This window comes from Streptosporangium sp. NBC_01639 (assembly GCF_045209755.1).
In the GTDB taxonomy this organism is placed as follows: Bacteria; Actinomycetota; Actinomycetes; order Streptosporangiales; family Streptosporangiaceae; genus Streptosporangium.
This window is the reverse complement of the sequence record NZ_CP109272.1, coordinates 4,496,173-4,515,871: the sequence shown is the minus strand read 5'-3', so window position 1 is coordinate 4,515,871 and position 19,699 is coordinate 4,496,173. Positions and strand designations below refer to the sequence as shown.

Below are 19,699 nucleotides of genomic sequence, written 5' to 3'. Positions count from 1 at the left end.
GGCTCCCGCCCCCGAAAAAGGGGACAGCCCCCGCCGGGGTGGCGGGGGCCGTCTCGGTGCAGCGGGAATCAGCCGCCCAGGTCGGTGGGCGGGTCGTCGAAGAACGGGTCCTCGGTCTCCTCCGGATCCGGCTGCGGTTCGTCGGTGATGGTCGGTTCGTCGGTCGGAAGCGGCTGCTCGGTCGGCTCCGGAGCCTGCCCGCTGGAGACGACCAGCGTGATCGTGATGCCCGGCTGGATCTTGGCGCCGGCCTCGGGGGTCTGGCTGAGCACGGTGCCCTCCGGCTGATCGCTCGACTCCTCGATCACCTTGACCTTGGTGAAGCCCGAGTCCTTGAGCATGCTCTTCGCGTCGGAGACCGAGATCCCGACCACGCTGGGGACCTCGATGGCCTCCTTCGGGATGTAGATCCGGACCGATCTCTCCTTGGCGATCTTCTCCCCCGCCTCGGGATCGCTTTTGATCACCTTGCCCTGCGGGCCGCCGGAGGCGATGGGCTGCACGCTCGCCTTGAGGCCCACCCCCTCCAGGGCCGCCTTGGCCTCCTCCGTGGTCATGCCGACCACGGAGGGCACCTCGACCTTCTCCTGGCCCTTGGAGACCGTGAGGGTGACCTCGGCGCCCTTCTCGACCTCGGTGCCGCCCACCGGATCGGTCTCGATCACGCTGCCCTTGCGCATCTCGTCGAACTTCTCGACGGTCTTCACCGTGAGCCCGAGGTCCTTCAGCGTCTTGGTCGCCGCGTCCACGGTCTGCGAAGCCAGGGACGGGACCTTGATCTTGGTCGCCGCGGTGGTGTCGCCGGGGGAGCTCAGGAACATGTAGCCCACGCCGATGAAGGCGCCGATGACCAGGAGCGGGACCAGGATCCACGCGGCGGTCTTGACGGCGGTGTTGCCGCTGTTCTGCTGCCGGCGACGGCCGCGCTCACCACGGCCGCCCTCCTCGGTGCCGTACTCGTAGGCCGGGACGGCGTTGCTGCGCTGGGTGGCGGGCCCGCCGGGGCCGGGCGCCTGCATCGTCCGGGTGGCCGAGCCGTGGTTGTTGGCCAGCGCCATCGTCTGGGCGTCCATCGGGATGCCGGACATCGCCCGCTGGATGTCGGCCCGCATCTCCCCGGCGCCCTGGTAGCGGTGCGCCGGGTCCTTGGCCATCGCCTTGAGCACGATGGCGTCGGCCCACTTGGGGATCTCCGGGTCGATCTGCGACGGCGGGATCGGGTCCTCGCGCACGTGCTGGTAGGCGATCGCGACCGGAGAGTCGCCGGTGAACGGCGGCTGCCCGGTCAGCAGCTCGTACAGCACGCAGCCGGTGGAGTAGATGTCGCTGCGGGCGTCGACCCGCTCGCCCCTGGCCTGCTCCGGCGACAGATACTGCGCGGTGCCGATGACCTGGGCGGTCTGGGTCATGGTCGCGGCCGAGTCGGCCATCGCACGGGCGATGCCGAAGTCCATCACCTTGACGTCACCGTTGTTGGTGATCATGATGTTCGCCGGCTTGATGTCCCGGTGGACGATGCCGCCGCGGTGGCTGTAGTCCAGCGCCCGCAGGATCCCGTCGACCAGCTCGGCCGCCCGTTCGGGCATCAGCCGCCGGTCCGCCCGGAGCAGGTCGCGCAGCGTGCGGCCGTCGACGTACTCCATCACGATGTACGGCACCGGCGCGCTGCCCGCCACGTCCTCACCGGTGTCGTAGACCGCGACGATGGAGGGGTGGTTCAGCGACGCGGCGGACTGCGCCTCCCGGCGGAACCGGGCCTGGAAGATGTGGTCCCTTGCCAGATCCGCGCGGAGTGTCTTGATGGCGACGATCCGATCCAGCCGGATGTCTCGGGCGCGATAGACCTCGGCCATGCCGCCACGCCCGACGACGCCGTCAAGCTCGTAGCGATCGCCGAGGCGTCGGGGCTGAGTCATTTCCTGCACTGTCCCTTACCGTTCATCTTGGGTGCCGGTGAGCTCTTGGGCCACCGGTGTCCATCATCGACCCGTTGCCGCATCACGTCTCCCCGTTCGGTGGCTCTGTTCCGCCGGTTCCGGGAATGGTGTTCGTCGGTGTAAGGCTCGGTGTCGCCGTCGGGATGGTGGGCGTCGGAGTCGAAGTAGTCGGGCTGGGGCTGGGCGGTGGCGACGTGGTCGGCCGGGGGCTGGGTGTGACCGATGTGCTTACCGTAGCCGACGGCGTGGGTGAAGGGCGGAGTGGCTTCGTCGGCGAGACCGGCGGTCTGCTCGTCACCGGCTTGGTTCTGCTGGGCCGTACCTTCGAAGGAGTGGCGCTCGGGCTTCGCGTGACGACCGGCTCCACCGGCCCGCTGTCGCCGTTGCGATCCGCCAGCTCATAGGCCACCAGCGTGCCCAGCCCGACGGCGGCGGCACACCCCGCCGCCGCCGCGACGATCACCGTTTTCCGGCGCAGGCCACGACGGCCCGGGGCATCGGGTGCGGTGCCCGCCGGAGCCGGCCGGAGGGGCGGTTGCGGGGCCGTGCCCGGACCCGTCACCGGAGCCGGTCCCATCCCGATGGCCAGGGCGGGGGCGATCTCCCGGGGCCACTCGCCCGCGGGCTCCACCTGCCAGCCCGCCGGGTCGGTGAGCATGGCGAGACCGGCGGCGCCCGGGGCGGTGAGCGACTCGCGCAGCGCGTACGCCCGCCCGGCCAGCTCCCCGACATCGGCCGGACGCCGGTCGGGAGCCTTCGACAGGCAGGCCATTACCAGCTCGCGCACCGCCTGGGGCACGCTCGCCGGCAGCGGCGGGGGCAACTCGCCCAAGTGCATGAGCGCGATCGCCACCTGGGTGTCGGCGACGAACGGCGGGCGGCCCGCCAGGCACTCGTAGGCGACCACGCCGAGCGAGTAGACGTCGGTCGCGAAGGTCAGCGGCTCGCCCGAGGCCTGCTCGGGGCTGACGTACTGCGCGGTGCCGAGCACGGTGCCGGTCTGGGTCATCGACGAGGCCTCCAGCGCCCTGGCGATGCCGAAATCTGTGACCTTCACCACGCCGGCCCCGGTGACCAGGAGGTTGCCCGGCTTGATGTCCCGGTGGATGATCCCCGCGCCGTGCGCGGCCTGCAGGGCCCTGGCGGTCTGGTAGACCACATCCAGGGTGATCTCGGCGCTCAGCCTGCCGTCACGCGCCAGGATGCCCGCCAGGGACTCCCCGGGGACCAGCTCCATCACCAGGTAGGCGACGTCGTCGGCCTCGCCGTAGTCGAAGACCTGGGCGATCCCGGGGTCGGCGAGGCTCGCCGCGATCCTCGCCTCCCGGCGGAACCGCTCGCGGAAGGCCGGATCCGCGGCCACGTGCCGACGGAGCAGCTTCACCGCCACCTCGCGGCCGAGCAGCTCGTCCCTGGCCCGCCAGACCTCGCCCATGCCGCCCGTCGCGATCCGCCCCAACGGGCGGTACCGGCCCCCGAGCAACGCGGTCATCTACCCAGCACCGCTTCCATCACGCTCTTGGCGATGGGCGCGGCGGTGAGACCGCCCGAGGCCTCGCCACCGGCGCTACCGGACTCGACGATGAGGGCGACGGCGACCTTGGGGTCCTCGACGGGGGCGAAGGAGATGAACCACGCGTGGGGGTCCTTGCCCGGAAGGGTCTCCGCGGTGCCGGTCTTGCCGCCCACGGTCACCCCGGGGATCTGCGCGGCCCTGGCGGTGCCCTGCTTGACGACGTTGACCATCATCTCCTGCAGCTTGTGCGCGCTGTCCTCGCTCATCGCGGTGGAGAGTTCCTCGGGGTCGGCGCTGTCGACCTCGCCGCCCTCGGCGTCCGCGATCTTGTTCACCAGGTAGGGCTTCATGACCACGCCGTTGTTGGCGATGCCCGCGGCGACCATGGCCATCTGCAGCGGGGTCATCTGGTTGTTGCGCTGGCCGATCGAGGCCTGGGCGAGCGCGGCCTTGTCCTCCTCGGGGCCGATGTTGCTGGCCGCGACCGGAATCGGGATCGCCAGCGGGTCGCCGCCGATGCCGAACTTCTCGGCCTGGTCCTTGAGGGCGTCGTAGCCCAGGTCCATGCCGATCTTGCCGAACGGCGTGTTGCAGGACTGCTCCAGCGCGAACGACAGCGTCACATGGCCCGAACCGCACGCCGAGCCGCCGTGGTTGGGCAGGTCGGCCGTGGTGTTGGGCAGGTCGAGCAGCTGCGGGGCGTCCACCTGGCTCTGCGGGCCGAGGGTGTCGTCGCTCTCCAGATAGGCGGTCAGGGTGACCGCCTTGAAGGTCGAGCCCGGCGGGTAGGTACGCTCGATCGCCCGGTTCAGCAGCGGCTGGTCCTTGTCGGTCTCCAGCTTCTTGGAGGCCTTGTTGACCTCAGCCTTGTTGGCCTTGGACAGCAGGTTGGGGTCGTAGGTGGGGATCGAGACCATGGCGAGGATCGCCCCGGTCTTCGGCTCGATCGCGACCACCGCGCCCTTCTTGCCGCTGGCGCCCAGCGCCCGGTAGGCCGCCTCCTGCGCCTTGGGGTTGATCGTCAGGTCGACGTTGGCGCCCTTGGTCTTCTTGGCGGTGAACAGGTCGATGCTGCGCCGGATCAGCAGGTCGGCACTGGTGCCGTTGAGCAGGCTGTTCTCGGCCCGCTCCATGTCGCGGGTGCTCTCCGGCGCGAAGAAGCCGGTGACGGGGGCGTAGAGCTTGCCTTCGGGGTAACGCCGCTCGAACCGGAAGGTGTTGCTGCCGGTGTCGACGGACTCGGCGAGCACCTTGTTGCCCGCGGTGATCCGGCCGCGCTCGACGTCGTAGCGGTCGTAGAAGTTACGGACGTTGCGCGAATCCGCGCGCAGGTCCTCCGCCCGTACGGCCTGCAGGTAGTTCACGTTGAGCATGAGCAGGCCGAACATGAGCAGACAGGCCAGGGCGGCGCGCTTGAGGGGGCCGTTCATCGCTGGAACACCTGCGTCATTCCTTCGTCCTGGATGGCTTGGGGCGGCGGCTTCCTGGCCGCATCCGACATGCGTACCAGCAATGCGATAAGGATCCAGTTAGCCAGCAGCGCCGAACCGCCCTGGGACATGAACGGGGTGACCAGGCCGGTCAGCGGGATCAGGTTGGTGACGCCGCCGACGATGATGAAGACCTGCCAGGCCAGGATGAACGACAGGCCGCCCGCCAGCAGCTTGGAGAACGGGTCGCGAGCCGCGATGGAGGTGCGCAGGCCGCGCTCCACCAGCAGGGCGTAGACCATCAGCAGGGCCATCAGTCCGGTCAGGCCCAGCTCCTCGCCGGTGGCGGCGAAGATGAAGTCGGAGAAGGCCAGCGGGATCTCATTGGGGTGGCCCTGGCCGAGCCCGGTGCCGAGCACGCCGCCCTGGCTCATGCCGAACAGGCCCTGCATGAGCTGGTAGCTGCCGCCGAGCTCGCGATCGAAGAGCACCTGGCTCTCCGGATTGAGGAAGACCTCGAACCGGGCCGCGACGTGGTCGAAGAGCAGCCCGGCCAGGACCGCGCCGCCGAGGAAGAGCAGGATGCCGATGAGCACCCAGGAGGTGCGCTGGGTGGCGATGTAGAGCATCGCGATGAACGTGCCGAAGATCAGCAGCGACGAACCGAGGTCCTTCTGCATGATCAGCACGCCGAGGCTGAGACCCCAGACGATCAGGATCGGCCCGAGGTCGCGGGCCCGGGGCAGGTCGATGAAGAGCAGCCGACGGCCGGCCAGGGCCAGCACGTCACGCTTGGCCACCAGGTAGCCGGCGAAGAAGACGACCAGGGCGAGTTTGGTGAACTCGGCGGGCTGGAGGGTGAAGCCTCCGATGCCGATCCAGATGCGGGCGCCGTTGATCTCCTTGCCGATGAACGGCAGCAGCGGCGCTATCAGCAGTGCCAGGCCGACGGCACCGGCGGTGTAGGTGAGCCGCTGCAGCGCGCGGTGGTCGCGCAGCACGATCAGCGTCGCGGAGAACATCACGACCCCGATGGCGGTCCAGAGGAGTTGCCCGCTGGCCGACGCGCCGGGCATGCCCGACTCCTCCAACCGGTAGATCACCACCAACCCGAGGCCGTTGATCAGCGTCACCAGGGGCAGGATCAGTGGATCGGCCCAGGGCGCGAACTTGGCGAGCACCAGGTAGGCGGCCAACATGAGGCCGCCCAGGCCGAGGCCGTAGGCGAGCATGCCGGCGGGGATCTGCTTGTCGATCGCCAGTCCCACGTTGGCGTACGCGAACATCACGATCACGACCGCGAAGGCGAGCATCGCCAACTGGGCCAGCCGCCGCTTGGCGGGCATGGGGACAGGCTCGATGCTTGGGGTGCTCATGTGTCTACTGTGACCTTGTGGGTTCCGGGGATGCGGTGCCGCTCGGCTTGGAGGTCTGCTTTCCCTTCCCGTCGGGCTTGGTCTCCGGCTGGGGCTTCGCCCCGGTCGCCTTGAGCTCGGCGATCTTCTTCAGGCCCGCGTCGACGCTGGGGACGGGGATGCCGTCGCGGACCTGGCCCTGCTGGAACGCACCGAGGGCCGTGATCGGCTCGGTGGTGCTCCGGGCGACGTTGAAGAGCTCGATGGGGCCGAGATTGGTCTTCACGCCTTGGAAAACCACTATCTCATCCCCTTTCGCCCCTACGAAGTATTGATCGTCGAGCCACTGGTTCCCGAAATACCACCCTAGGCCGCCGCCGACGAGGACGATGCCTCCCACCGAGGCCAGCAGCGGCCATCGCCGCCGGCGTCTGGCCGGACGCCGCGCGGCCCTGACGATCGGCTCGTCGGGGTCGTCGTCGGCGATGACGGGCTGGGGCATGGTCATGGCGCCGGCCCGGCCGGCCGGGGTGTCCGAGCCCTCCGCCCGGGGCCGGAGGGACCCGGCGGCGCCCACCACGGCGGCCTCGGCGGGGAGGGAGACCCCCTCGTCCACCTCCAGGACGTCGGCGAGCACGCAGGTGATGTTGTCGGGGCCACCGCCCCGGTTGGCCAGGTCGATGAGGGTGCGGACCACCGTCTCGGGGTCCTCGATCGTGGAGAGCGTGTGGTGCATCGTCTCCGCGGTCACCACCCCGGACAGCCCGTCGGAGCAGAGCAGGTAACGGTCGCCGACCTGGGCCTCGCGCAGCGACAGGTCGGGGTCGACCTCGCCGCTGCCGTCGAGCGCGCGCAGCAGTATCGACCGCTGGGGGTGGGTCGCGGCCTCCTCCAGGGTGATCCGGCCGTCGTCCACCAGGGACTGCACCAGGGTGTGGTCGTGCGTGATCTGGTAGAGCTCCCCGGCGCGCAGCAGGTAGGCGCGGGAGTCGCCGACATGGACCAGTGCGACCCTCGTACCGGACCACAGCATGGCGGTCAGGGTGGTGCCCATGCCCTTGAGGCTGGCGTCTCGCCCCACCATCTCGTGCAGTCTGCGGTTGGCGTCCCGGACCGCCGCCTCCACGGCGCTGAGCAGGTCACCCCCCTGCGGGTCCTCGTCGAGGGAGGACATCGCGGCGATGGCGACCGAACTGGCCACCTCACCGTGTGCGTGGCCGCCCATACCGTCCGCGACGGCGAGCAGGCGGGCGCTGGCGTACGCCGAGTCCTCGTTGCCTTCGCGGAGGAGGCCGACGTCAGAGCGGGCGGCGTAACGGAGTGCGATGGTCATTTGCGCAATTCGATGACGGTCTTACCGATGCGGATCGGAACACCGAGCGGTATCGGAGTCGGACGGGTGACTTTGGAGCGGTCGAGGTATGTGCCGTTGGTCGAGCCGAGATCTTCCACGATCCACTGACCGTCCTGAGGGAAGAGCCGGGCATGCCGGCTGGAAGCGTAGTCGTCGCTGACCACCAGGGTGGCGTCATTGGCCCGGCCGATGGTGATTGGCGTCTCCGAGAGAGTGATGGTGGTGCCTTGCAGGGGACCACCGATGACGACCATCTGCCGCGGCTCCCCCTTCTTGGGTTTGGCCGCGGGCTTGGCCGGCTTTGCGGCCTTGCGCGCGGGGGCGGCGGTGGTCGTGCGGGATCCGAACAAGTCTGTCCGGATCACACCGACAGCGGCAATCACGAAGAACCACAGCACCGCGAGGAACGCGAGCCGGATCAGCAGCAGCGTGAGCTCGGACATGGACCGTCTGTTTACCTTTAATCGCGCCGGAAAACCAGAGTCGTTCGCCCCAGCGTCACGCGAGTGCCGTTCTGGAGCTCGACCCGGCGGACCGGCTGGCCGTTGACGAAGGTGCCGTTCGTGGAGCCGAGGTCGACGAGTGCGACGTCGGGACCCTCCACGCGCAGCTCGGCGTGGTGCCGGGACACACCCGGATCGACCAGCCGGAGATCACAGTCGGTGCCCCTGCCGAGCAGGGTCACCGGGGTGGTCAGATCATAGGAGCGCTGTCCCTGCGGGTCGTCCTGGGTCGAGACGAGCAGCCGGGGACGGCCGCCGAAGGCATGCGGCTTGGCCGCCGGCACGTCGCTCACCGGCTGACGGATCTCGTCCTGCTCGACCGTCGCCCCGCGGATCACTCCGGAGCGGATCCGGAACAGGCCGACCGCCAGATCGTCGGCCGTCTCGAACCGCACCCGGACCGGTCCCACGAAGGAGTAGCCCTGTTCCTTGGCGTACTCCCTGGCGAGGTTGGCCAGTTCGTGGCTGATGCTGTCCGCATAGACCTCCAGTCGCTCACTGTCCGTCGTGGACAGCTCGACCACGAAGTCGTTCGGCACGAGCGTGCGCCCTTGTGCGACGATCGCCGCACGCTCGTCCATCTCACGCTGAACCGCGCTGGCAACCTCGACCGGCTGAAGGTCAGATTTGAACGCCCGCGCAAAGGCTCCCTCAACCAAACCCTCGAGCCTCCGCTCGAAGCGCTGAAGGACTCCCACCGGGTACCTCCCTTCCTCCGTCTAGCTAGGTCACGGCCGCTTGGGGGCTTGTTCCTCGCTCTCTCCACCCAGCTGTTCCGCTCCGCGTCTAGGAGGATCGTATCCGGGTTCGTGGGTACCGGCTGATCCGTGCTAATGTTTCCACCGCACCCAAAAGGGCGGGTGGCGGAACGGCAGACGCGCACGGTTCAGGTCCGTGTGTCCGAAAGGACGTGAGGGTTCAAATCCCTCCTCGCCCACTCGGGCCACCGGAGAAATCGGTGGATCCACAGTGACGAAAGACAGCCTCGGTTCGCAAGAGCCGGGGCTCTTTGATTTTCCAGGGCTCTGTACAGCGTGCGGGCATACGGAGATGTCTATCCGGACCGGCTTGCAGATCGCTTTCGTACGGCTTGCGCCGCATTTCATCTGATTACGCTGAGGGCTGAGACGGCCATCGGCCATGCCGGCGTCGACCTGAGAGTCCGCCTCCGACCTCCCCTGGGCGGGCCCGTCACCCGGCCCGCCCGTTCTCCTGGCTATCGGGTGGCGAGGGCCCGGACGTCCAGCAGTTCGCCGAGCAGGTCGGTGAGGCTCACCATGCCGGCCACCTCGCCGTCGTCCGTGACGAGGCCCACATGCGCGTGGGCGTCCTGCAGGACGGAGACCGCCTCGGGGATCGTCGTGCTCCGCTCCAGGCGCGGCACCGGGCGGGCCAGCTCCGCGGGGCTCGCCTCGGGCCGGATCAGGACGTCCCTGACATGCAGCACGCCCAGCACGTCACCCGGCCTGCCCGAGTTGACCAGGAGCCGGAGATGCCCGCTCTCGGCGGCCGTCCGGCGCACCTGGTCCTCCGTGGCGTCCCCGGTCACGCACGCGGCCTTCGCGATGGGCAGCATCAGGCGCTCGACCGGCTGCTGGTGGACCCGGAGGGCACGGGTGAGCAGGTCGTGCTCGTCCCGGTCGAGCAGGCCCATCCGGCCTGACTCGCCGACCAGCATGGCGAGCTGGACCGGGGTTCTGGTGGTGGCCAGTTCGTCCCTGGCGCGCACGCCGACCAGCCGGAGGATCGCGTTGGTCAGCCCGTTGAGCGAGGCGAGCACCGGCCGGACCACCCAGGTGAAGCCGCGGAACGGCAGGGCCAGGCCCATCGCCGCGATCTCCGGATGGGTCAGCGCCCACGACTTGGGGGCCATCTCCCCGACCACCATGTGCAGGAAGGTGATCAGTGCCAGCGCGATCACCAGCGAGATGGGGACCCGGAGCGCCTCGGGCGTGCCGATCGCCGCGAAGGCCGGCTCCAGCAGGTGTTCGATGGCGGGTTCGGTCACCATGCCCAGGCCGAGCGAGCACAGCGTGATGCCGAGCTGGGCTCCGGCCAGCATCAGGGAGAGCTCTCTGCCGCCTCGTACGGCCGCGCGGGCGGCGAACCGGGTCAGACGGCCGCCCTTGCCCGCGAGCTCCTCCAGGCGGTGCCTGCGGGCTGAGATGACCGCGAACTCGGCGGCGACGAAGAAGGCGTTGCCGATCAGCAGGGCCACGCCGAGCAGCAGGGCTCCGGTGGTGCTCATCGTCCGTTCACCGCGCTCCGCTCGATCCTGGGTGTGTCGCCCCGGCGCTCGGCCGTCCGTGGCATGGTCGCCGCGGGCCCGTCGTCGGCCTCGGCGTCCCCCGCCGGTGCGGGCGCGAGCCGTACCCACTCGGGGACCCTGCGGTGCACTGACAGCACGGTGAGCTCCGCCTCCGGTTCGTCCACGTTGTCGTCGTCGAAGAGGTCGGTCTCCCTGGTCAGGGTGACCGTGACCCGGTCGCCGGGCTCGGCCATCCGGCCGAGGGTGGCGAGCACCAGACCGGCGATGGTGTCGTAGTCGTCGCTCTCGGGGAGTGCCAGTTTGGTCGCCCGCTCGACCTCGTCGAGTCTGAGCGTGCCGGGCAGGTCCCAGGTGCCGTCGTCGCCCGCGACGACCCCCGCGGGCTCGGGGTCGTTCTCGTCGATCAGTTCGCCGACGAGCTCCTCGGCGAGGTCCTCGATGGTGACCACGCCCGCGAGGCCGCCGTATTCGTCGATGACGCAGGCCATGTCGTCGTGGGCGGCCCGCATGCGTTCCAGCACGACGGGCAGCGGCAGGGAGTCCGGGACCAGCAGCGCGGGCCGGGTGATCGACTCCAGCGGGCCGTCGGTCAGACCGGACGTGAGGAACTCCCGCACACCGGTGACGCCGACCACGTCCTCGCCGTCCTCCTGGCTGAGCACCGGGTAACGGGAGTGACCGTGCTCGCGGACGACGTCGAGCAGGTCTGATATGGGGCGTTCGGCACGGAGCAGCACCACGCGGGGGCGCGGCACCATGACGTCCTCGGCGGTGCGGTCACCGAACTCCAGCGCACGTTCCAGCAGCTCCGACAGCCGCGGGGGGAGGTCGCCGGCGGTGGCCGACTCGGAGATGATCCGGGACAGCTCCTCGGGGCTGGCACCGTGCTCCACCTCTTCCACGGGCTCCACGCCCACCCGGCGCAACAGGCCGGTGGCGGCGGCGTCGAACAGCCGGATGACGGGCCCGGCGATTCTGAGGTAGACGAGGGTCGAGCCGGCGAGGAACTTGGCCACCGGCTCGGGACGGGCGATGCCCAGGTTCTTGGGGGCGAGCTCGCCGAGGACCATCTGGACGACGGTGGCGACCGCGACGGCCAGCGCCACCGCGATGCCTCCCACCGCGGCCACGGGCACACCGGCGGACTCCAGCCAGGGGCGGATCACGGTGGCGATGGCGGGTTCGGAGATGAAACCGACCAGCAGCGCGGTGACGGTGATGCCGAGCTGCGCGCCCGACAACATGAACGACAGGCGCCCCGTCACCTCCAGTGCGCGCTTGGCCGCCGCGTCGCCGGCGTCGGCCTGTTCGCGCAGCACGCCTCGGTCGGCGGCCACGAAGGCGAACTCCTGGGCGACGAAATAGCCGGTGGCGAGAGTGAGAAGAAGTACGGCCAGCAGGCCGAGAGCCGTGTTCACCGGGTGGCTCTCCCGGTCTGGTCAGCTGTTCCCGTGCATCCGCACGGGCTGGTACTCCATGGGTCCGGAGTGGACACGATCATCCTTTCGCGCAGAAGTCGTCCCCTACCGTAACGATCCATGGGGTGGTCGATGTTTCCAGGTCGGCGGACGATTGCATGGTTGGTACCTGATTGCCGTTCCGCGTACTTTTACATGGGGAAACCTTGACGGATGCCGACGCACTGCGGGAGGGGCGACGTAGCGTCGATAATGACGTTCTCATCGCGGGTTCAAGAAATGGCGGGGATACGACGTGGGTAACAGGCCGGAAGACGACGATCGCACGCGTGCGCTGCGGTCGCCCCAGCCCGCGCCGCCGCGAGCGGCGGGGCAGCCCGCCCACCCGGTGCAGGGACGGGGCCGTCCGGCCGGGGAGCCCGTACGGGACGCACGGCCGGACGACACGCGGCCCAGGTCGACCTCACGGGTCTACGGCAAGGCCAGATCCGGTTCCAGCCCGGCGAGGCCTCTTCCGGGGCAGGACGGCCCTGACCCGGGATCTCCGGCTGGCTCCTCCGGCGGTTCCTCCGGAGGAAAGGGAGGAATGCGGATGCCCGGCATGACCTGGCGCCCGAAACAGCCGGGCAAGTTGATCGTGCGGATCCTCATCGGTCTGCTCGTCGTGCTCCTGGTGCTCGCCGTCGGCGGATACTTCGTGGTCAGTTCGCGGCTCACCAAGATCGACGCGCTTACCGACTACGACGGCCGCCCCGCCGACACCCCCGGCACGAACTGGTTGCTGGTCGGCTCCGACAGCCGGGCGGGCCTCACCAAGGCCCAGCGCAGGAAGCTCGCCACCGGCCGTGCGGTCGGTCGCCGGACCGACACGATGATGCTGCTGCACGTCCCCGACAGCGGTGACCGCCCGACCCTGGTCAGCCTTCCGCGTGACTCCTACGTGCCGATCGACGGCCACGGCAGCGACAAGCTCAACGCCGCCTACGCCTACTCCAACGGTGGCCCCAAGCTGCTCTCCAAGACCATCGAGCAGGTGACCGGGCTCCGGATCGACCACTACATGGAGATCGGCTTCGGCGGTTTCGTGGGCATCGTGGACGCCGTCGGCGGGGTCGACATCAACGTCAAGCAGGCCATCAAGGACCCCAAGGCGGGCATCGACTTGAAGAAGGGCCTGCAGACGATGGACGGCGGCACGGCCCTCGGCTACGTCCGCACCCGCGCCACCGGCTCCATCCCCGACTTCGAGCGGACCCAGCGCCAGCGCCAGTTCTTCTCCGCGGTGGTCAAGAAGGCGGCCAGCCCCGGGGTCCTGATCAATCCCTTCCGATCCGTCCCGCTCGCGTTGAGCGCCGCCGACTCCGTCGCGGTCGGCCAGGAGACCGGTGCCTTCAACCTGCTCTCCCTCGGCCTGGCCATGGGGGACAACCCGGTGACCACGGTCGTCCCGGTCGGCTCCCTGCCCAACATCAACGGCCAGGACGTCGTCAAGTGGGACACCGCCAAGGCCCTGCGCATGTTCAGGGCTCTGGCCCAGGACAAGCCGGTCCCCAAGGACGCCCTGGGCTAGTCGCGCGGGGGTGCGGCAGGGCGTCGGCGACGCCCTGCCGGTGAGGCTCAGCCGCTTGAGGCCGAACTGCTCGCGGCGACGGATCCTGCGATCACCGCGGTCATGACGGCGGAGTTGATCGCGGCGATGGTCTTGGCGACCGCCTTGCCCGCCCAGTCGCCCTCGGTGATCTCTTTGATGCGTTCCCTGTTCGCGTCGGGGAACGCCTTGCGATCGACCTTGGCCGCGTGCAGGACGGCGACGAGGACCGCCACCCGCTCGTCGGGGACGGCTCCGGACAGCACGCTCCGGACGCGCTCGCGGATCTCCTCCTCCACCCGGGGGTCACTCTCCGGGTAACGGGTGCTGGGGAAGATCCCGAGGATCTTCCGCTGCTCCTCGCGCAACACGCCCTGCTCGGCCAGGCGGGTGAGCAGACGCTTGCGGAGTTTGGCCGAGTGGAGCTTGTAGACCCACCAGTCGGGTTTGCGCTCCTTGGGCTCCGCGGCGATCCGAGCCAGCGTCGTGTCCAGTTCCTCGTCTCCGAGGGGCGTGGGATCCAGGACGGTGACCTTCTTGTCGGCCAGGTCGATCCGGCCGTTGACGGCCAGCTCCGCCAGGAGGGCGCCGCCGAGTGCGGCGTCGAGCTCCGACGAGCCGACCAGTTGTCTTCCCTCGTCCTCGCTGTAGGCGAGCAGGAGGACTTCCTCAGCGATGGTCGTCATCACCCGACCCTACGTCGCAGGCACTGCCGGGGTGTCGGGGGCGGACATCCCGAAGTTTCCGCCTGTCGCCCAGGCGGCGCGGAGGAACCTCGCGGGTGACGACATGCGGATACACGTGGGTGACGATATGCGGATATACGCACATATGTTTGACGAGGTCGCGGGCGGTTGAGCCGCTTCGTGCCCCATCTGGTGACGGAATTGAAAGAATGGGTTCATGAGCTTTTCTGAGGTCGACGTGCGGGACGTGCCGGACGGCGCGTTCCTGCTCGATGTGAGAGAGAACGATGAGTGGCAGGCCGGGCACGCGCCCACGGCCGTCCATATTCCGCTCGGGGAACTGCAGGCCCGGGTCGAGGAGGTGCCCAAGGACGCACCCGTCTACGTGGTCTGCCGCGTCGGCGGCCGTTCCGCGAACGCCGCCGCCTGGCTCGGCCACGTCGGCTGGGACGCGATCAACGTCGGCGGGGGCATGCAGGCCTGGGAGTTCGCCGGGCGTCCCATGGTCAGCGAGAGCGGGCAGGACCCGTTCGTCGCCTGACCTGTCCTCGCGAGGAACCGGCCAGGTGTGGAACCGGCCTCGCGAGGATCCCCACCCTTGCGCCGAAAGGAATGAATGACATAATTCGGGGCGAATTGTCTATCGCGGGAGCTTGGGCGAGACCGGGCTGAGAGGGCGGAACCACGCAGAGGGGCACGCGGCCCCTCCGACGCGCCGCCGACCGCATGAACCTGTCCGGGTAATGCCGGCGTAGGGAGCGTTTCATGGCGTCCGACGTCATTGTCGCCAAGCATGCCGAGGCCCCTCTCACCCTCGACCACGCTCCACCGAAGATTCTCGGCGCGCTCGACCAGGGCGCCTTCTGGGCGAACCTGGGCGTCAGCCTGCTCGGGTTCTCCTTCGCGCTCTTCCTGATCAACCCACTGCTCGACGACAACCCGCTCACCTTCACCGCGGCGCTGACCGCCTCCCTGGTCGGCAGCCTCATCGGCACCGCGATGGTCGGCCTCGCCGCGGTGCCGGGTGCGCAGACCGGTCAGCCCGCGATGGTGCTGCTGCGCGGGCTGTTCGGCGCGCGGCTCTCCTCCGTCCCGACCGTGCTCAACATCATCCAGATGATCGGCTGGGGCGCGTTCGAGCTGTGGGTCGTCGCGATGGGCGCACAGGCCATTTTCGGGACATCCGTCCCCTACGCGGTCTGGGCTATCGCGGCCGGTGTCCTCACGACGGCGCTGACGATCTACCCCCTGGGCGCCATCCGGCTGATCCGGCGTTTCGTCACAGCCGGGGTGATCATCTCGATGATCTGGTTCGCGGTGGTCTTCCTCCGTGAGACCCCCGCCCAGACCGGCGGTTCGTGGGACGCCTTCGCGCCGGCCGTGGACTTCGTGATCGCCCTTTCCGTCTCGTGGGTGCCGGTCGCGGCGGACTACGCCCGGCACTCGCGATCCAGCCGCGCGGCCTTCACCGGCGTCGTCGGCGGCTACACCGTCGCGCAGGTGGCGTGCCTGGCCGTCGGCATCTACGCGGTGGCGCTCGCCGGTCACGGCGCGGTGCTGGACCAGCCGACCGCCGTGTTCGCCCCGTTCGTGGCGGCGCCGCTCGGCGCGTTGTTCTTCGGAGTCCTCGTGCTGCGCGAGACCGACCAGTCGTTCGCGAACGTCTACTCCACGGCGATGTCGCTGCAGAACCTCATGCCGAGGGTGGACCGCCGGATCTTCTCCGTGGTCATCGGCGTGCTGACCACGGGCATCGCCCTCGTCGTCGACGTCAACTCCTACAGCGCGTTCCTCGGCATCATCGGCGCGGTGTTCGTGCCGATGCTCGGCGTACTGGCGGTCGACTACTTCCTGCTCGGCCACGGCAGGGACTGGGACACCTCGGAGAACGCGCCCTCCCGCCGGCTCATGGTGATCCCGTGGGTGCTCGGGTTCGCCACCTGGTGGCTGCTCGCCGCGCCCTCGACCGTTTCGTGGTGGGCGCAGATCTGGGACGGTGCCCGGCAGGCCATCGGCCTCACCCGGCAGCCGTGGATGAGCGCGGCCATCGGGGCGTTCCTCGTCGCGGGCCTGCTCACCCTCGGTCTCGGCGCGCTCCGCCGGCGCCGGTGAGCCGTACCCGAAGACGGCCGGTGCGCTATACCGCGAAGACGGTCGGTGTGCCGTACCCGGAGACGGCCCGGTAGGCCGCACGGTGTGCCGTAACCCGAAGACGGCCCGGCAGGCGGCACCGGGTGCCGCCGGAAAGCGGCACCCGGCAGGGGCGCCGAGGGGCACCGGCGACCGGCACCGGGGGATCGCCGGCGGCACCCGGTGGTGGTGCCCGGAGAGGTCCCGGTGAGCCCGGTCCCGCTCGGGTCGCCGCCGGACGCCCCCTCACCGGCGAGGCTCCGCTGACGCGGCCTACGGGCCGGTGGGCGGGTGGGTCCTGTTGGCCCGTTCGACCCGGAGCAGGCGCTCCTTGGCGGTCGCACCCCCCGCGTAACCGCCGAGGACGACGTCGCTCTCGACCACCCGATGACAGGGCACGATCACGCAGACCGGGTTGCTCCCCAGCGCGTTGCCGACCGCGCGCAGCGCCCTCGGCCTGCCGATCCGTTCGGCGATCTCCCGGTAGGTGGTCGTCGTTCCGTACGGCACCGCCATCATCATCTGCAGCACCGTCCTGGCGAACGAGGTCGCCAGCCGCAGGTCGGCCGTGGTGGTGAAGGCGCGCAGCCTGCCGGAGAAGTAGGCGTCCAGCTCCCGGCGGACCGGGTCGAGCCGCCGGGCATCCGGTCCGATGAAGGAACCGATCTCCCTGCTGACGCGCTCGAAGACGACGTTCTCGTCCTCGTAGCTGCACGCCACCACGCCCCGGTTCGTCACCGCCAGGATGAGGCGCCCCACCGGGCCGTCCAGCGTGCCGAACGCGATGTCGGGATGGGTTTTCCCTATGTAGTCGGGCGAGGTCACCCGTAGCAATGCGTCGATGTCACCGGATGACACGGCCCCACCCTTTCGTATCCAGGTGTGTGGTGACCGCAGCGTATCGGACGGATCACTCCGACGGGTGGCAGCACATGCGGACGAAAGTGCCAAGATCAGGCCGGTTAACACGGCACTATGGGTGTGTGGGTGACAACAGGGTTGCCAGTGACGATGACATCGGCCGTGCGGTCGTCGCCGGCGCACCCAACGCGATCATCGCCCTGGACCGGGATCAGACGGTCCTGACATGGAACCCCGCCGCCGAGCGCCTGTTCGGCTGGTCCGCCGCGGAGATGCTCGGCCGCCGCGCCCCGGTGGTCCCCGAAGAGCTCATGGCCGAGCACAACGCGGTCCTGGAGCGGGTCCGCACCGGTGGCCAGGTCTCCCTGCGGACCAAGCGGTTCCGGCAGGACGGCAGCCTGATCGACGTACGGGTGGACACCGGCACCCTGCGATCCGAGGCGGGGGTCCTGCTCGGCTACGTCAGCGTCTACCACCCGGCCCAGGACGACGAGACCGCCCACGACCGGGCCCTCCACCGGGCACAGCTGGTCCGCAGGCTCACCGACGTGGTCGCCGACATCAACGCCGAACGCGAGCTGCCCGCGGTGCTCGACCGGATCGCGGCCAGTCTCACCGAGCTGACCGGGGCGGACGCGGGCGGGTTCGTGCTCATCGAAGGGGATCGGCTCCGCCTCGTGGCCAGCCACCGCCTCCCCGACTCCCTGCGCGACTCCACCGCCGACCTGCGCACGAGCCTGGTCGGCAAGCTGCTGAGGACCGGCCGGACGGTGATGTTGGAGACGGGGGAGCAGGCCCGGCTGGACGAGCTGATCTGGTCGCAGCTCCCCGGCCTGCACACCATCGCGCTCGGCGTGGCGGCGGTGGCCGGCCGGCCGTACGGGGCGCTGTACGCTCTGTTCGCCAAGCACAAGGCGGGCCACGTGGAGCTGGAGCTGCTCGAACTGCTCGCCGGGCACGCCGGGATCGCCGTCGGTAACGCGATGGCCTACCAGGAGGCCGTACGGCAGCGCGCCCACGAGCGGGCGGTGTTCGACGCCAGCGCCGACGGCATCGCGGTCCTCGACAGCCTGGGCCGGGTCATCCAGTGGAACCCGGCCGCCGCCGACCTGACGGGTTTCCACGCGGCCGAGGTGATCGGCGGTCCTCCGCCGTTCCAGCTGCCCGAACCGGGTGACAAGCTCACTCTTCAGCTGCCTTCCGGCGTGTGGCTGGACGTGCTCTGCGCGGAGATCGTGGAGACGGGTGAGATCGTGATCGACTTCCGCGACATCACCCGGGCCAAGGAGCTGGAGGAGGCCAAGGATCTGTTTCTCGCCACCACCAGCCACGAGCTGCGCACCCCGATCACGGTGGTCCGCGGTTTCGCCGGCACGCTCGACTCGCGCTGGGACAGCATGACCGACATCGAGCGCCGCGCCGCCGTGCACACCATCGCCGAGCGGGCGTCCTCTCTCGGCCAGCTCATGGACCACCTGCTGCTGGGCTCCCGTGCCGGAGCGGGCGAGCTCGTGATCAGAATCGAGGGGTTCGACCTCGCCGAGCTGCTCCAGGCCGCCACGCTGGGCCTGCCGGTCCTGTCGGAGCTGCACCGGGTCGAGGTGGACATTCCCGAAGGCCTGCCCCTGGTCTCCGGTGACGCGTTCGCCACCGACATCATGCTTGGTCAGCTCCTGGAGAACGCCTTCAAGTATTCGCCGGACGGCGGGCTCATCAGGGTCGAGGCGTGGGTGGCCGGCGACCGGGTGGTGGTGGTCGTGGACGACGAGGGAGTGGGCATCCCCCTGGCGAGCAGGGAGAACGTCTTCGGGCGGTTCGTCCAAGGGGACAGCGGCGACCGCCGCCGGTTCGGCGGAGTCGGCCTCGGCCTCTACATCGTGCGCAGCCTGGCCCATGCCCAGGGGGCCGAGGTGTCGGCGCATCCCCGTCCCGGCGGCGGCACCCGCATGCGACTGGCCCTGCGCATTGCCGACACGCCGGGCGCCCTTACCTAAGTGACACGCCGGTGCGGTAACGAGCTGGTAACAGATGAGCTGATCTATTGTCGAATGTGCACAAGCTGTAATTGACGCTCGGTTTCTAAGACCATCTAACGGGGCATTTCGGTCGTACTGGGGGTGCATTCCTCAGGGGGAACAGGGATACGGGGAGGTGAGTGCGTCGAACGTCGTGTTGCTACCGTACGCGCCGTCCAGCGTCGCTGTCGCACGCCAACGCCTCTGCTCTGACCTGCAGGAATGGGGGGTCTACGAGGCCGCGATCGATGATGCGGTCCTTGTGGTGAGTGAGCTGCTGAGCAACGCGCTCCGGCATGCCCATCCTTTACCGTCCGGTCAGATCAAGGTGGCGTGGCGCTGGACCAACGAACACGTCGAGGTTGCGGTGAGTGACGGAGGGGCCGCCACGGAGCCGCGCGCCGGACGCCCCACGCTCTCCTCGCTGGGGGGCAGGGGCCTCGGTATCGTCGAGTATCTGGCCGCCAGGTGGGGGGTCAGGCATGACGACGAGATGACCACGGTCTGGGCTGTGGTCACCACTGTCAGCACTGTGAGTAACGGTAACGGTCAGATCTCCCTTCAGGAGCCTGCTCTGCGGGAGTGCGGATAGGTCCGTGTCCCGCTTCACACCGGCGTGAAGCGGGACACGGACCCA

General features: G+C 69.5%; 16 protein-coding genes, 1 tRNA gene and 1 riboswitch. Of the genes, 6 read left to right on the top strand and 11 right to left on the bottom strand.

Annotated features, from left to right (window positions below):
• Positions 1–68: 68 nt before the first annotated feature.
• The 7 genes from pknB to OHA77_RS20535 form a co-directional block, all read right to left on the bottom strand.
• Entirely contained in the window at positions 69–1,916 is a 1,848-nt protein-coding gene (pknB, locus tag OHA77_RS20565) for a Stk1 family PASTA domain-containing Ser/Thr kinase (protein WP_406319722.1), read from the bottom strand.
• 82 nt (positions 1,917–1,998) lie between these two features.
• Positions 1,999–3,429, bottom strand: a complete 1,431-nt coding sequence (locus OHA77_RS20560; RefSeq protein WP_406319720.1) for a serine/threonine-protein kinase — start codon at positions 3,427–3,429, stop codon at positions 1,999–2,001.
• Entirely contained in the window at positions 3,426–4,883 is a 1,458-nt protein-coding gene (locus OHA77_RS20555; RefSeq protein ID WP_406319718.1) for a peptidoglycan D,D-transpeptidase FtsI family protein, read from the bottom strand. The genes OHA77_RS20560 and OHA77_RS20555 overlap by 4 nt, the downstream gene beginning before the upstream one ends.
• The gene (locus tag OHA77_RS20550; RefSeq protein ID WP_406319717.1) at positions 4,880–6,259 is read right to left on the bottom strand and encodes an FtsW/RodA/SpoVE family cell cycle protein; all 1,380 of its coding nucleotides are present in this window, start codon (positions 6,257–6,259) and stop codon (positions 4,880–4,882) included. The genes OHA77_RS20555 and OHA77_RS20550 overlap by 4 nt, the downstream gene beginning before the upstream one ends.
• Positions 6,260–6,263: 4 nt before the next feature.
• Entirely contained in the window at positions 6,264–7,571 is a 1,308-nt protein-coding gene (locus OHA77_RS20545; protein WP_406319716.1) for a PP2C family protein-serine/threonine phosphatase, read from the bottom strand.
• Positions 7,568–8,035, bottom strand: coding sequence for an FHA domain-containing protein (locus OHA77_RS20540; protein ID WP_326826688.1), 468 nt, complete (start codon positions 8,033–8,035; stop codon positions 7,568–7,570). The genes OHA77_RS20545 and OHA77_RS20540 overlap by 4 nt, the downstream gene beginning before the upstream one ends.
• A 17-nt stretch (positions 8,036–8,052) precedes the next feature.
• Positions 8,053–8,793, bottom strand: a complete 741-nt coding sequence (locus OHA77_RS20535; protein ID WP_326826689.1) for a DUF3662 and FHA domain-containing protein — start codon at positions 8,791–8,793, stop codon at positions 8,053–8,055.
• 156 nt (positions 8,794–8,949) lie between these two features.
• Between OHA77_RS20535 and OHA77_RS20530 the strand changes: the two genes are divergently transcribed.
• Positions 8,950–9,032, top strand: a tRNA-Leu gene (locus OHA77_RS20530).
• A gap of 279 nt (positions 9,033–9,311) precedes the next feature.
• Here OHA77_RS20530 and OHA77_RS20525 read toward each other — a convergent pair.
• Positions 9,312–10,343 carry a hemolysin family protein gene (locus OHA77_RS20525; RefSeq protein ID WP_406319715.1) on the bottom strand — a complete coding sequence of 344 codons (1,032 nt, stop codon included), beginning with the start codon at positions 10,341–10,343 and terminating at the stop codon, positions 9,312–9,314.
• Positions 10,340–11,782: a hemolysin family protein gene (locus OHA77_RS20520; protein ID WP_406319713.1), complete on the bottom strand. Its 1,443-nt coding sequence runs from the start codon at positions 11,780–11,782 to the stop codon at positions 10,340–10,342. Before OHA77_RS20520 ends, OHA77_RS20525 begins: the two co-directional genes overlap by 4 nt.
• Positions 11,783–12,374: 592 nt before the next feature.
• On the opposite strand from OHA77_RS20520, the gene OHA77_RS20515 reads away from it, so the two are divergent.
• A complete protein-coding gene (locus OHA77_RS20515; RefSeq protein ID WP_326826692.1) occupies positions 12,375–13,352 on the top strand; it encodes an LCP family protein in 978 nt (325 codons plus the stop codon).
• Between the two features lie 47 nt (positions 13,353–13,399).
• On the opposite strand, the gene OHA77_RS20510 is transcribed toward OHA77_RS20515, so the two are convergent.
• Complete coding sequence (locus OHA77_RS20510) at positions 13,400–14,056, bottom strand: GPP34 family phosphoprotein (protein WP_406319712.1); 657 nt, start codon at positions 14,054–14,056, stop codon at positions 13,400–13,402.
• A gap of 217 nt (positions 14,057–14,273) precedes the next feature.
• Between OHA77_RS20510 and OHA77_RS20505 the strand changes: the two genes are divergently transcribed.
• Together OHA77_RS20505 and OHA77_RS20500 are read left to right on the top strand one after the other, a co-directional pair.
• Positions 14,274–14,597, top strand: a complete 324-nt coding sequence (locus tag OHA77_RS20505; RefSeq protein ID WP_326826694.1) for a rhodanese-like domain-containing protein — start codon at positions 14,274–14,276, stop codon at positions 14,595–14,597.
• Between the two features lie 94 nt (positions 14,598–14,691).
• A riboswitch (TPP riboswitch) is annotated at positions 14,692–14,831 on the top strand.
• Positions 14,822–16,168 carry a purine-cytosine permease family protein gene (locus OHA77_RS20500; protein WP_406319711.1) on the top strand — a complete coding sequence of 449 codons (1,347 nt, stop codon included), beginning with the start codon at positions 14,822–14,824 and terminating at the stop codon, positions 16,166–16,168. Its footprint overlaps the riboswitch before it by 10 nt.
• Positions 16,169–16,459: 291 nt before the next feature.
• Here OHA77_RS20500 and OHA77_RS20495 read toward each other — a convergent pair whose 3' ends face one another.
• Positions 16,460–17,044, bottom strand: coding sequence for a methylated-DNA--[protein]-cysteine S-methyltransferase (locus OHA77_RS20495; protein WP_406319710.1), 585 nt, complete (start codon positions 17,042–17,044; stop codon positions 16,460–16,462).
• 74 nt (positions 17,045–17,118) lie between these two features.
• On the opposite strand from OHA77_RS20495, the gene OHA77_RS20490 reads away from it, so the two are divergent.
• Both OHA77_RS20490 and OHA77_RS20485 read left to right on the top strand, forming a co-directional pair.
• Positions 17,119–19,041, top strand: a complete 1,923-nt coding sequence (locus OHA77_RS20490; RefSeq protein ID WP_406319708.1) for a PAS domain S-box protein — start codon at positions 17,119–17,121, stop codon at positions 19,039–19,041.
• A gap of 157 nt (positions 19,042–19,198) precedes the next feature.
• Complete coding sequence (locus OHA77_RS20485) at positions 19,199–19,654, top strand: ATP-binding protein (RefSeq protein ID WP_326826698.1); 456 nt, start codon at positions 19,199–19,201, stop codon at positions 19,652–19,654.
• The last annotated feature ends 45 nt before the right edge of the window (positions 19,655–19,699 follow it).

Coding starts and splice junctions, on each gene's coding strand:
- OHA77_RS20515 (WP_326826692.1), top strand. CDS start 12,375: ATGCCCGGCATGACCTGGCGCCCGAAACAGCCGGGCAAGTTGATCGTG.
- OHA77_RS20560 (WP_406319720.1), bottom strand. CDS start 3,429: ATGACCGCGTTGCTCGGGGGCCGGTACCGCCCGTTGGGGCGGATCGCG.
- OHA77_RS20525 (WP_406319715.1), bottom strand. CDS start 10,343: ATGAGCACCACCGGAGCCCTGCTGCTCGGCGTGGCCCTGCTGATCGGC.
- OHA77_RS20540 (WP_326826688.1), bottom strand. CDS start 8,035: ATGTCCGAGCTCACGCTGCTGCTGATCCGGCTCGCGTTCCTCGCGGTG.
- OHA77_RS20490 (WP_406319708.1), top strand. CDS start 17,119: ATGCGGACGAAAGTGCCAAGATCAGGCCGGTTAACACGGCACTATGGG.
- OHA77_RS20505 (WP_326826694.1), top strand. CDS start 14,274: ATGAGCTTTTCTGAGGTCGACGTGCGGGACGTGCCGGACGGCGCGTTC.
- OHA77_RS20510 (WP_406319712.1), bottom strand. CDS start 14,056: ATGACGACCATCGCTGAGGAAGTCCTCCTGCTCGCCTACAGCGAGGAC.
- OHA77_RS20550 (WP_406319717.1), bottom strand. CDS start 6,259: ATGAGCACCCCAAGCATCGAGCCTGTCCCCATGCCCGCCAAGCGGCGG.
- pknB (WP_406319722.1), bottom strand. CDS start 1,916: ATGACTCAGCCCCGACGCCTCGGCGATCGCTACGAGCTTGACGGCGTC.
- OHA77_RS20545 (WP_406319716.1), bottom strand. CDS start 7,571: ATGACCATCGCACTCCGTTACGCCGCCCGCTCTGACGTCGGCCTCCTC.
- OHA77_RS20500 (WP_406319711.1), top strand. CDS start 14,822: ATGGCGTCCGACGTCATTGTCGCCAAGCATGCCGAGGCCCCTCTCACC.
- OHA77_RS20555 (WP_406319718.1), bottom strand. CDS start 4,883: ATGAACGGCCCCCTCAAGCGCGCCGCCCTGGCCTGTCTGCTCATGTTC.